General features: G+C 68.9%; 7 protein-coding genes. 1 reads left to right on the top strand and 6 read right to left on the bottom strand.

Annotated features, from left to right (window positions below):
• The 3 genes from ABSY19_RS25770 to ABSY19_RS25760 form a co-directional block, all read right to left on the bottom strand.
• Positions 1-2,583: a TRAP transporter permease gene (locus tag ABSY19_RS25770; protein ID WP_382157139.1), complete on the bottom strand. Its 2,583-nt coding sequence runs from the start codon at positions 2,581-2,583 to the stop codon at positions 1-3.
• A 103-nt stretch (positions 2,584-2,686) separates the two neighbouring features.
• On the bottom strand, positions 2,687-3,613 hold the full coding sequence (locus tag ABSY19_RS25765; protein ID WP_382163944.1) for a TAXI family TRAP transporter solute-binding subunit: 927 nt from the start codon (positions 3,611-3,613) through the stop codon (positions 2,687-2,689).
• Between the two features lie 170 nt (positions 3,614-3,783).
• Positions 3,784-5,115, bottom strand: coding sequence for an aspartate aminotransferase family protein (locus tag ABSY19_RS25760; RefSeq protein WP_382157137.1), 1,332 nt, complete (start codon positions 5,113-5,115; stop codon positions 3,784-3,786).
• Between the two features lie 183 nt (positions 5,116-5,298).
• Here ABSY19_RS25760 and ABSY19_RS25755 point away from each other — a divergent pair, with 183 nt between their 5' ends.
• Positions 5,299-6,546 carry a D-amino acid dehydrogenase gene (locus ABSY19_RS25755; protein ID WP_382157135.1) on the top strand — a complete coding sequence of 416 codons (1,248 nt, stop codon included), beginning with the start codon at positions 5,299-5,301 and terminating at the stop codon, positions 6,544-6,546.
• A gap of 3 nt (positions 6,547-6,549) precedes the next feature.
• On the opposite strand, the gene ABSY19_RS25750 is transcribed toward ABSY19_RS25755, so the two are convergent.
• The 3 genes from ABSY19_RS25750 to ABSY19_RS25740 form a co-directional block, all read right to left on the bottom strand.
• A complete protein-coding gene (locus ABSY19_RS25750) occupies positions 6,550-7,452 on the bottom strand; it encodes a LysR family transcriptional regulator (RefSeq protein WP_382157133.1) in 903 nt (300 codons plus the stop codon).
• A gap of 319 nt (positions 7,453-7,771) precedes the next feature.
• Complete coding sequence (locus ABSY19_RS25745) at positions 7,772-10,939, bottom strand: efflux RND transporter permease subunit (RefSeq protein ID WP_382157131.1); 3,168 nt, start codon at positions 10,937-10,939, stop codon at positions 7,772-7,774.
• An 8-nt stretch (positions 10,940-10,947) separates the two neighbouring features.
• On the bottom strand, positions 10,948-12,060 hold the full coding sequence (locus ABSY19_RS25740) for an efflux RND transporter periplasmic adaptor subunit (protein WP_382157129.1): 1,113 nt from the start codon (positions 12,058-12,060) through the stop codon (positions 10,948-10,950).
• Positions 12,061-12,119 lie beyond the last annotated feature (59 nt).

Raw genomic sequence — 12,119 nt, 5'->3', positions numbered from 1 at the left:
TCAGGCCACCTTCAAGGTGCGTGGCACGGCCATGCGCCGGCCCTGGCTCCACCAGACCAGCGCCACCAGCAGCAGCGCGGGCAGGTAGAACCAGTGCGGCGTGGGCCGGTCGTTGGGCACCTGCACGCCGGCGACGTCCCAGCCCTGCTCGAAGCCGGACTTGGCCGCCCGCGTGCCGAACTTGACCTGCCCGATCTGCACCGCGCTGCCCAGCGGCACCAGCTGCAGGCCGGCGTCGCTCAGGCGCTTGCGCCCGTCCTCGCCCTTGTCGCCCAGCTGCAGGGCCACGGTCTTGACCACGTCGTCGCCTTCGATCGTCGTCCCCTGGATGACCATCACGACACGGTCGTCGGCCGGCGTCTCGCGCGCCACCTCGTACACCTGCGAGGCGGGGACTTCGCGGTATTCGGGCGCGATCTGGTCCATGAAGTAGTCCGGACGGAACAGCAGCACCACCGCCGCCGTCAGCAGAACCGTTTCCCACCACCGGCTCTTCACGCGAAACCAGTTCATGGTGACCGCCGCGAACAGCAGCGTGGCCAGCGTGCACGCCAGCAGCAGCCGGATCAGCTCCGCAGCGCCATGCACATTGATCAGCAACAGCTGCGGGTTGAAGATCCAGATGAACGGGAGGATGACCGTGCGCAGCGCGTAGACCGCGCCCTGTATGCCGGTCTGGATGGCGTCCTCGCCCGAAATGGCCGCCGCCGCGAACGTCGCCAGGCCCACCGGCGGCGTGATGTCGCCCATGATCCCGTAATAGAAGACGAACAGGTGCACCGCGATCAGCGGGATGATGAGCCCGCTCTGCGCACCGAGCTCCACCACCACCGGCGCCATCAGCGTGGCCACCAGCACGTAGTTGGCGGTGGTCGGCACGCCCAGGCCCAGCACCAGGCACACGAAGGCGATGAAGAGCAGCATCATCATCACGTTGCCCTGGGCGACGAACTCGACGAATTCGGTCATTCGCAAGCCCAGGCCGGTGAGCGTGATGGCGCCAACGATGATGCCCGCGGTGGCGGTGGCCACGCCGATGCCGATCATGTTGCGCGAACCGTCGTTGAAACCATCCACCACCGACCGCCAGCCCCGCTGCCAGGCGCCCGCGCGGTCGTTCTGGCGGAACAGCGCGATCAGCCAGCCCTGCGTGAGCATGAGAACGACGAGCACCGTCACGGCCCAGAAGGCCGAGAGCGCGGGCGACATTTCCTCCACCATCAGGCACCAGATCAGCACCGCGATCGGCATCAGGTAGTGCAAGCCCGCGCGCACCGTGGGCCAGGTCTGCAGCGGCTGGGGGTTGTCGATGTCGATGTCATCCGGCAGATCCGGGCAGCGTGCCGCCTGGTAGACCGAAAACAGGTAGAGACCGAACACCACCGCCGAGACGGCATACGGCGCCGCCGGCCCCATGACGGCCTTGACGGCCTGGAGCAGGTAGTACACCGCGCACACCACCGCGATGCTGCCCGCCACGCCAATGGCATTGCGCAGCAGGCGCACGCGCCAGGGCCGCGCCACCGCCTGCACGATGGGCTGCATGCCCAGCTTGAGCGCTTCGAGGTGCACGATGTAGAGCAGCCCGATGTAGGACAGCGTCGCGGGCAGGAAGGCGTGCTTGACGATGTCGGCATAGGGAATGCCCACGTACTCGACCATGAGGAAGGCCGCCGCCCCCATCACCGGCGGCATGATCTGGCCGTTGACCGAGCTCATGGTCTCGATCGCCCCGGCCTTGACGCCACCGTAGCCGGCCTTCTTCATCAGAGGGATGGTGAAGATGCCGCCGGAGACCACGTTGGAGACCGACGAGCCCGAGATCATGCCGTTGAGCGCCGAGGACACCACCGCCACCTTGGCCGGCCCGCCGCGCAGGTGGCCCAGGGCCGCGAAGCTGACCTGCATCATGTAGTTGCCACCGCCCGCGCGGTCCAGCAGGGCCCCGAACAGCACATAGACAAAGATGGTGCCGGCCGAAACCCCCAGGGCGATGCCGTAGACACCTTCCGTGGTCAGCCACATGTGCGAGATCAGCCGGTTTACCGACGCGCCCTTGTGCGAGAGCACCTCGGGCAGGTGCGGACCCAGCAGGCAGTAAGCCAGGAAGATGACCGCCAGCGCGGCCATGGGCCAGCCCACCGCGCGGCGCGTGGCTTCCAGCAACAGCACGACGCCGGCAACGCCGACGGCAATGTCCAGGCTGTTCGGCTGCCCCGGCCGCGTGGCCAGCTCGGCGTAGAACAGCATGATGTAGGCGCCGCAGAAGGCCGCGGCCACGGCAAGCCCCCAGTCCACCACCGGCACCCGGTTGCGCGGCGAACGCTTGAACGCCGGCCAGGCCAGGAAGGCCAGGAACAGCGCGAACGCCAGGTGGATGGCGCGCGCCTCGGTGTCGTTGAGGATGCCGATGCCGAATTCGAACGGCAGGGGCGAGGCGTACCAGTACTGAAACAGCGCCCAGAGCAGGCACACGGTGAACACCACACCGGCCGTCCACCCGGTGGGCTTGCGGCCGCCGGTGTCGCTGTCGGCCACAAGTTGCTGCAGGGCTTCGGGGGCTTTTTCGATGTCGGTGCTCATGGTGCGCTCCGTGCCTGGGCGGCGGTGGGGAGGGTCAAAAAAATGGCGAAGCACCTTCGCCATTCGCGACAGCCGGGCCGCTCACGCGGCCCGGCGCGTCACCTCACTTGACCCAGCCCTTTTCCTTGTAGAACTTCAGCGCGCCTTCGTGCAGCGGTGCGCTCAGGCCGTCCTTGACCATGCCCTCGGGCGTCAGGTTGGCCAGCGCGGGGTGCAGCTTCTTGAACTCGTCGAAGTTGTCGAACACCGCCTTGACCACCTGGTACACGGTCTCGGGCGAGGTCTTGCTCGACGCCACCACGGTGGCGGACACGCCATAGGTCTGCGTGGGCTGCGGGTTGTTCGGGTAGAGGCCGCCCGGCAGCGTGACCTTGGCGTAATACGGCTTCTCGGCCACCAGCTTGTCCACCGCCGGCCCGGTGATTGACACCAGCTTCGCACCACAGGACGTGGTGGGGTCCTGAATGTTGGCGCTTGGGTGGCCCACGGCGTAATAGAAGCCGTCGATCTTGCCGTCGCACAGCGCCGGGCCGTGTTCGTCGGCCTTGAGTTCGGAGGCCAGCGAGAAATCGCCGAGCTTCCAGCCCATGCCGGCCAGCAGTTCTTCCATCGACGAGCGCGTGCCCGAGCCCGGGTTGCCGACGTTGAAGCGCTTGCCTTTGAAGTCCTCGAACTTGGCGATGTTGGCTTCCTTGCGGGCCACCACGGTGAAGGGCTCGGGATGCACAGCGAAGACCGCGCGCAGGTCGCCGTAGGCGCCCGCCTCCTTGAACTGCCCCACGCCCTTGAGCGCGTTGAACTGCACGTCCGACTGTGTGAAGCCCAGGTCGAGCTCACCGGCCTTGATCGTGTTGACGTTGAACACCGAGCCGCCGGTGGACTCCACCGAACAGCGGATGCCGTGCTTGGCGCGGTCCTTGTTCACCAGCCGGCAGATCGCGCCGCCCGCCGCGTAGTACACCCCCGTCACGCCCCCGGTGCCGATGGTCATGAACTTCTGCTGCGCCTGGGCCGGGGCCATGGGCGTCATCAGGGCGGCTGCGGCGGCCAGGGTGCTCAGGCTGAGGGAGATCTTTTTCATGCGGAAGGCTCCTGAAGGTTTCGACGGGGGTGGAACAAACTTGGTGCGGACACGAAGGCTTTTCACGAGCAAGCAAGCTTCGTGCAGACCCGCTGCGACGGCGACGGGGTTTTCCCCCATCAGGCGGCCACCGCGCGGTCGATGGCGCCGGCGAGCCGCGCCACGATCTGCTCGAGCTCGGCGGGGGTGCTGATGAAGGGCGGCGCGAGCAACACGTGGTCGCCGCAGCGCCCATCCACCGTGCCCCCCATGGGGTAGACCATCAGGCCGCCGGCCATGGCTTCGCTCTTGATGCGGGCGTGCAGCTTGCGCGCGGGATCGAACCACTGCCGGCTGCCGCGGTCGGCCACCAGCTCGAGGCCCCAGAACAGCCCGCGCCCCCGGATGTCGCCCACGTGCGGGTGGTCGCCGAAGGCCTGTTGCAACAGCGCGTGCAGCAATTGCCCGCGCTCGCGCACCTGCGCCAGCAGGCCGTCGCGCTGGATCACGCGCTGCACCGCGAGCGCGGCCGCGCAGGCGATCGCATGGCCCAGGTAGGTGTGGCCGTGCTGGAACAGGCCGCTGCCCTGCCGGAAGGCGTCCACCACCCTGCCCTGCGCCAGCACCGCGCCGATGGGCTGGTAGCCACCGCCCAGGCCCTTGGCCACCGTCATCAGATCCGGCACCACGCCCTCCTGCTCGCAGGCATGCAGGGTGCCGGTGCGACCCATGCCGCACATCACCTCGTCCAGGATCAGCAGGATGCCGTGGCGGTCGCACAGCTCGCGCACGCCCTTGAAGTAGCCGGGCACAGCGGTGAGCACACCCGCCGTGGCGCCGCCCACCGTCTCGGCCACGAAGGCCATCACGTTCTCGCCACCCAGGCGGTCGATGGCCTCGGACAGCTCGGCCACCAGCCGCTGGCCGTACTGCTCGGCGGTTTCATCGGCGCGGCGATCGCGGTACTCGTAGCACGGCGAGACGTGCGTCACGTCGATCAGCAGCGGCTTGAACTGCTCGCGCCGCCAGGCGTTGCCGCCCACGGCCAGCGCGCCCAGCGTGTTGCCGTGGTAGCTCTGGTGGCGGGCGATGAAGTGCCGCCGCTGCGGCTGGCCGATCTCCACGAAATACTGGCGCGCCATCTTCAGCGCGGCCTCCACCGCCTCGGAACCGCCGCTCACGAAATACACGTGGCTCATGCCCGCCGGCGCCGAATCGATCAGCACATTCGCCAGTTCCTCGGCCACCTCGGTGGTGAAAAAACTGGTGTGCGCGTAGGCCAGCTGATCGATCTGCGCGTGCATCGCGGCCAGCACATCCGGGTGCCCATGGCCCAGGCAGGACACGGCCGCGCCGCCCGAGGCGTCGAGGTAGGTCTTGCCGGCCTGGTCGGTCAGGGTGATGCCCTGGCCGCTCACGGCAAAGGGCATGGGGCGATGCAACTGGCGGTGGAAGACGCGGGTGGAACTCATGCAGGAAGGACCGGGTGGGGACAGCAATTCAGGCGCAGTGTAGGCAGCGTCGGCGCCCTGGGAAAAATGCCTTTTTCACCCCGTTCCATGCCTTTCGGTTATGGCCTGTCCATGAGTTCGCGGCATGGGCCTTGTCGCGATTGGCATTTTTCGCTCTGGCGCGGCTTGCCTACAGTTCGCCCCATGAACGCTTCCTCCCAACGGCGCCCCCACGTGTGCGTGCTCGGTGCCGGCATCGTCGGGCTGGCGGCGGCCTGGCAGTTGCGGCGCGAGGGCTTCGAGGTCACCGTGGTCGACCGGGCGCAGGCCGGCACCGGCGCGAGCGCGGCCAACGGCGCGCAGCTGAGCTACGCCTACGTGCAACCGCTGGCCGACCCGGGCATCTGGCGCCAGTTGCCCAAGCTGCTGTTCGCGGCCGATTCACCGCTGAAGCTGCGCCTGCAGCCCGACCCGCACCAATGGGCCTGGGGCCTGCAGTTCCTGGCCGCCTGCCGCGCTGGCGTGTCGCGGCGCACCACGGCCAGCCTGCTGGCCTTGGCGGCCGAGAGCCGCGCCGGCTTCGAACGCCTGATGGCCGAGGAGCGCATCGCCTGCGACTTCTCCGCCACCGGCAAGCTGGTGCTGTGCGCCGACGAGGCCAGCTTCGCCGCCGCGCGCCGCCAGATGGCCTTGCAGCGCGAACTCGGCAGCCCAACGCAGCACGCGCTCTCGCCCGCCGAATGCGTGGCGATCGAACCCGCGCTGGCGGGCTACGCGCCGCGCTTCGCGGGCGCCATCCACACACCCAGCGAGTGCGCGGCCGACTGCCACCAGGTCTGCCTGGAGCTGCTGCGCCTGTTGCTCGCGCAGGGCGTGCGCTTCGCGTTCGACACGCCGGTCACCCGGCTCACCCGCTCGGCCGATCGCATCGTGGCGGCCGACACCCCGCGCGGCCCGATCGAGGCCGACGCCTTCGTGGTCGCGCTGGGCACCGCCTCGCACCCGCTGGCGCGCACGCTGGGCCTGCGCGTGCCGGTCTACCCGCTCAAGGGCTACAGCCTCACGCTGGACGTGAGCGAGGCACCTGGCGCGGCGCCGCGTGTGAACGTGACCGATGCCGCGCGCAAGGTGGTGTTCGCGCGCCTGGGTTCGCGCCTGCGCGTGGCCGGCATGGCCGAACTGGTGGGGGAGAACACGCACATCCCCGTCGACCGCATCGACTCGCTGGCGGCCAGCGCCCAGGCCCTGTTCCCCGACGCGCGCTGCAGCGACGATCTGCGGCCCTGGGCCGGGCTGCGGCCGGCCACGCCCACCGGGCTGCCGGTGCTGGGGCGGCTGCGCGGCGGGCCCGACAACCTGTGGTTCAACACCGGACACGGTGCCCTGGGTTTCACGCTGGCCTTCGGCAGCGCGCAGCGGCTCGCGGCGCAGCTGCGCCAGAGCGGGCTCTGAAACTCAGCCAGCCGTCTCCAGCAGCGCCTGTTGCATGCAGCGTGTGAAGGCGCGCGTGGTCAGCGAATTCGGCCGCGCGGTGGGCCGCAGCATGCGCACCGTGGTGGGCACGGTGGGTTCGAGCTTGAGCACGTCGACCTTGGCGAGGTCGGCCGAGGCGGCGGTGCAGCTCTCCACCATGGCCACACCCACGCCGTGGTGCGCGAGCGCCAGCGCCACGTGGTAGGTCTGCACGGTCATCACTTCCTTGAGCCCGGCGCCGCTGTCGCGCACGGTGTGGGCCAGCAGCAGGCCCAGCGGGTCCTGGCCGTCGAGGGCGATCACGGGCAGCCTGGAGAGCTGCGTCAGCGTGATGGTGCCGGCCTTGACCTGGCGCGCGGTCAGCAGGCCCTTGGGCACCACGCACACGACGTGGCGGTCGGCCAGTTGTTCCTGCACGAGCGCGGGGTGCGACACGGCGCTGAAGACGTAGCCCACGTCGGCTTCCTGCAGCACGAGGGAGGAGATGATCTGGGGCGAATGCAGCGCTTCGTGGTGCACACGCACGGAGGGGTGTTTTTCGCGGAACAGGCGCATGGCGCGCGGGAAGACTTCGTAGCTCAGGGCGAGCACGGTGAGCACGCGCAGTTCGCCTTTGCCGCGGCCGGCCTTGAGGCTGGCGGAGAGGCGTTGCACTTCGTCGAGTTGGGCGAACAGGCGTTCGATGTGGGGGTACAGGGTTTGCGCTTCGGCGGTGGGCCGCAGGCGCCCGCCGACGCGCTGGAACAGCTGGAAACCGAGCTGGATCTCGGCGTGCTGCAGCGTGCGGCTCACGGCGGGTTGCGTGACGTTGATCATGCGGGCGGCGGCGCTCACGCTGCCGGTGAGCATCACCGCGTTGAAAACTTCGATGTGTCTTAGGCGCATGCGGCCTATTGTTGTCGATGTTTTTCTCCGGCTGGAGCGGTCATCGGCGAGGGCGGGGTGAGGGCTCCGCTCATGTCCCCCGGGTCGGCTTCGCCGCCCCTCCTCCTTTACTTCGCTGCGCCCTCACCCCGCCCTCGCCGATGACCTATGGGCATGCGAAGCATGGGTACACCTACACCTCCTGGCGCATGGGTGTTCGGTGCTCTGCGCAGCGGGGTAAAGGAGGAGACCCGGCGAAGCCGGGTCGGGGGACACCCGCGGAGCAGAGTGCCGAACACCCATGCGCCCGCGAAGTCTCAGAGAGAGAGAGAAACGAAACTCAGACAGGCCGTCGAACCCGGAACCAGGCCGCGTACATCGCCGGCAAAGCCAGCAAGGTCAGCACCGTCGCCACAATCAGCCCCCCCATGATCGCGACAGCCATCGGCCCCCAGAACACACTGCGAGACAGCGGAATCATCGCCAACACCGCCGCCGCCGCCGTCAACACGATGGGCCGCATCCGCCGAACAGCCGCTTCCACGATCGCGTCCCAGGCCGGCACACCGCGCGCCCTATCCTGCTCGATCTGATCGATCAGGATCACCGAGTTGCGCTGGATCATCCCCATCAAGGCAATCACCCCCAGCAAAGCCACGAAACCAAACGGCCGGTTCAGCAACAGCAACGCCCCAGCCACCCCCGCCATGCCCAACGGCCCGGTCAGGAACACCAGCATCGACCGGCTGAAACTCTGCAACTGCAGCATCAGCAACGTGAACACGATGAACAACATCAAAGGCACGCCCACCACGATCGAAGCCGAGCCCTTGCTGCTCTCCTCCACCGCGCCCGCCACCTCGATGTGGTACGCGCTCAGACCCCGCGCGGCCCAGCCGTCGCTGATCGCCTTGAGCTTCGGCTGCAGCTCGGCCGTCACCGTCGCGCCCTGCAAGCCCTCGACCACGTCACCCTGCACCGTGATCGCATAGTCGCGGTTCTCGCGCCACAACACACCGGGCTCCCAGTCGAACACCGGCTTGGCGATCTGCAACAGCGGAATCGCCTGGCCACTCGCCGTGGGCAGATACGCATTGGCCAGGCTGGTGATCGCGTCGCGCTCGTCCAGCGGCTGGCGCAGCACGATGTCGATCAGCTTGTCGCCCTCGCGGTACTGGCCCACCGTGGTGCCCGAAAGCAAGGTGCGCGAGGCCTGCGCGATCGACTGGCTCGACACGCCCAGCGCGCGCGCCTTGGCCTGGTCCACCTCCAGCCGCAGCTTCTTCACCGACTCGTTCCAGTTGTCGTTCACGCCGCGCATGTTCGGGTTCTCGCGCATCGCCTGCTTCACCTCGTCGGCCAGGCCGCGCAGCACCTGCGGGTCGGTGCCCACCACGCGGAACTGCACCGGGTACGGCACGGGCGGGCCGTTGGGCAGCAGCTTCACGCGGCCGCGCACCTCGGGGAATTCGGTCGCCAGCAAGGCCGGCAAGGCCTTGCGCAGGTGCTCGCGCGTCTTCAGGTCCTGGGGCAGCACGATCATCTGCGACACGTTGGTCTGCGGGAAGATCTGATCCAGCGGCAGGTAGAAACGCGGCACGCCCGAACCCACCCAGGTGGTCACGCTGCGCACGCCCTCTTCCTTCGCCAGCCGGCTTTCCACACGGCGCGTCACCTCGTCCATGGCGGGCATGCTGCTGCCCTCGGGCAGCCAGATGTCCACCAGGATTTCGGGCCGGCTCGAATCGGGGAAGAACTGCTGCTGCACCGAGCCCATGCCGACGATGCCGAGCACGAAGGTCAGGATGGTCGCGCCGATGGTCAGCCAGCGGTGCTGCACGCACCAGTCCACCACGGCGCGGAAACGCACGTAGAACGGGCCGTCGAAGACCTCGTGCGGCTCGCCCTCGGCGTGCGGCTTCACCTTGAGCAGCACCACGCCCAGGTAGGGCACGAACAGCACCGCCACCACCCACGAGATCACCAGCGCGAGCACCGTCACCGCGAAGATCGCGAAGGTGTACTCACCGGTGGTGGAATTGGCCAGGCCGATCGGCAGAAAGCCCGCGGCCGTGATCAGCGTGCCCGTCAGCATGGGCATGGCCGTGGCATCCCAGGTGAAGGTGGCCGCGCGCATCATGTCGTAGCCCTCTTCGAGCTTGCGCACCATCATCTCCACCGCGATGATGGCGTCGTCCACCAGCAGGCCCAGCGCGATGATGAGCGAGCCCAGCGAAATCTTGTGCAGGCCGATGCCCCAGTAGTTCATGGCCAGGAAGGTGATGGCCAGCACCAGCGGGATGGTGATGAACACCACCAGGCCGGGCCGCATGTCCAGCACGTAGCGCTTGAGCCCCCGGCCCCCCGGGCGCCGGTGCAGGCCCAGCGCCAGGAAACTCACAGCGAGCACGATCACCACGGCCTCGATCAGCACCTTCACGAACTCGTTGACCGAGTTCGTCACCGCGCTGGGCTGGTCCTGCACCTGGGCCAGCGTCATGCCCGCGGGCAGCGTGGCCTCGATGCCGGCCACGGTGGTCTTGAGCGCCTTGCCCAGGGCGATGATGTCGCCGCCCTTGGCCATGGAGATGCCCAGCGCGATGCTGTCCTGCCCTTCGTGGCGCACCAGCACCTGCGGCGGGTCCACGTAACCCAGGCCGATCTTGGCGATGTCGCCCAGGCGGATCTGCGTGCCGTTGGCCGCGCGGATCGGCATGGCGCGCAACTGCTCCACCGAGTTGAAGGCACCGGCCACGCGCACCTGCACCACGTCCTGCGGCGTCTGCACCGTGCCGGCCGACTCCACCGCGTTCTGCTGCCCCAGCGCGTCCAGCACCTGCTGCAGATTCAGGCCCAGCGTGGCCAGGCGCTTCTGCGAGATCTCGATGTAGAGCTTCTCGTCCTGCACGCCGAACAGCTCGACCTTGCTCACGTCTTTCACGCGCAGCAGGCGCTGGCGCACGTCGTCGGCCACCTGCTTCTTGTCGGCCGGCGAAAAACCTTCGCCCTGCAGCGCGTAGATCACGCCGTACACGTCGCCGAATTCGTCGTTGAAGAACGGGCCCACCACACCCTGCGGCAAGGTGGCGCGCATGTCACCCACCTTCTTGCGCGCCGTGTACCAGATCTGCGGCACCTCCTGCGGCGGCGAGGAGTCCTTGAGCTGGAAGATGATCAGCGTCTCGCCCGGCTTGGAGTAGCTGCGGATCTTGTCCGCGTAGGGCACTTCCTGCAGCGTCTTCTCGATGCGGTCGGCCACTTGCTCGGCGACCTGCTCGGCGGTGGCGCCAGGCCAGTAGGCGCGCACCACCATGGCGCGGAAGGTGAACGGCGGGTCCTCGTCCTGGCCGAGCTGGAAGTAGGCCGCCACGCCCAGCACCATCAGCACGATCATCAGGTAGCGGGTGAAGGCCTGGTGGTCCAGCGCCCATTGCGACAGGTTGAAGCGCGAGACCCAGGAGCCGGCGGGTTCGCCGGCGTTGTTCGTCGTCGGTGAGGCGTCGTTCATGCCGGGCCTCACTGCGTGGCGGCGGCGGTGAAACGCGTGACCTTCTGCCCCGGCGAGAGCACATGCACCCCGGTGGCCACCACTTCCTCACCGGGCTTGAGCCCGGCCACGATGACCATCTCGTTGCCATCGGCGCCAGCCACTTGCACCGGGCGCGGCTGCACCGTGCTGGCGGCGGCGTCGAACACCCACACGGCCGAGCCCTGCCGGTCGCCCTGGTCGGAACGCGCCAACGCGCTGGTGGGCAGCTTGATCACGGCGGGCGCGTCGCTCGCGCCGCCCAGCGTCACATAGGCCGTGGCGCCCAGCGGCACGGCCGCCGCATCGGGCAGCGAGAGCTTGACCTGGTAGGTGCGCGTGGCCACGTCGGCACTGGCCGCCACTTCGCGCACCGTCGCCTCCAGCGGCGCCGCGGCACCGGGGGCCGCGCCCGCGCCGGCCCACAGCCGCACCTGCGCCGTGGCACCGGGCCGCATCTGGGCCACCCGGTCTTCGGGCACGGCAATGACCACGTCGCGCGCGCCATCGCGCGCCACCCGCACCACCGGCGTGCCGGCGGCCACCACCTGCCCCACTTCGGCGTCCACCGACAGCACCACACCCGCGCCATCGGCCAGCAGGCGCGCGTAGCCGGCCTGATTGCCCTGCACCGCGCCCTGGGCCTTGGCCTGGCGCAGCGTGGCCTCGGCCGATTGCAGCGTGGCCTGGCGGCGCTCGATCTCGGCGCCGCTCACGAAGCCCTGGGCCTGCAGGTCCTGGTAACGCTTGAGGTCGGCGGCGGCGAGGTCGCGCTGGGTCTGCGCGGCGCTCACCTGGGCCTGCGCGGCCTGGCTGGAGAGCGCGAGGTCCTGCGCGTCCAGTTGCGCCAGCAACTGGCCCGGCTTCACCCGCTGCCCCACCTCGGCCGGGCGCTGCACCAGCTTGCCCCCCACCCGAAAGCCCAGGCGCGACTCGGTGCGCGCCCTCACCTCACCGGCGTACTCGCTGCGCGCCACCACATTGCCCGTGCCCACGGTGAGCAGCTTGACCGAGCGGATCGGCTCCTGCGGCGCGGGCGGGCGAGAGCAGGCGGACAGCACCAGGGCGGCGGTCACGATCAGGACAAAATGCGGTGTTTTCATGGTGTTGCAGGCGGGTGCGGGGGTGGAAACACAGAGAGCGTGAAATAGCGCTCATGGCG

The sequence above is a fragment of the Hydrogenophaga sp. ANAO-22 genome, assembly GCF_042466645.1.
In the GTDB taxonomy this organism is placed as follows: Bacteria; Pseudomonadota; Gammaproteobacteria; order Burkholderiales; family Burkholderiaceae_C; genus Hydrogenophaga.
The sequence above is the reverse complement of the archived record's forward strand: the minus strand, read 5'-3'. Positions and strand labels throughout refer to the sequence as shown.

Bases quoted from the DNA above. Each gene is read 5' to 3' on its own strand.
- ABSY19_RS25755 (WP_382157135.1), top strand. From the start codon at position 5,299: ATGAACGCTTCCTCCCAACGGCGCCCCCACGTGTGCGTGCTCGGTGCC.
- ABSY19_RS25770 (WP_382157139.1), bottom strand. From the start codon at position 2,583: ATGAGCACCGACATCGAAAAAGCCCCCGAAGCCCTGCAGCAACTTGTG.
- ABSY19_RS25740 (WP_382157129.1), bottom strand. From the start codon at position 12,060: ATGAAAACACCGCATTTTGTCCTGATCGTGACCGCCGCCCTGGTGCTG.
- ABSY19_RS25765 (WP_382163944.1), bottom strand. From the start codon at position 3,613: ATGACGCCCATGGCCCCGGCCCAGGCGCAGCAGAAGTTCATGACCATC.
- ABSY19_RS25745 (WP_382157131.1), bottom strand. From the start codon at position 10,939: ATGAACGACGCCTCACCGACGACGAACAACGCCGGCGAACCCGCCGGC.
- ABSY19_RS25750 (WP_382157133.1), bottom strand. From the start codon at position 7,452: ATGCGCCTAAGACACATCGAAGTTTTCAACGCGGTGATGCTCACCGGC.
- ABSY19_RS25760 (WP_382157137.1), bottom strand. From the start codon at position 5,115: ATGAGTTCCACCCGCGTCTTCCACCGCCAGTTGCATCGCCCCATGCCC.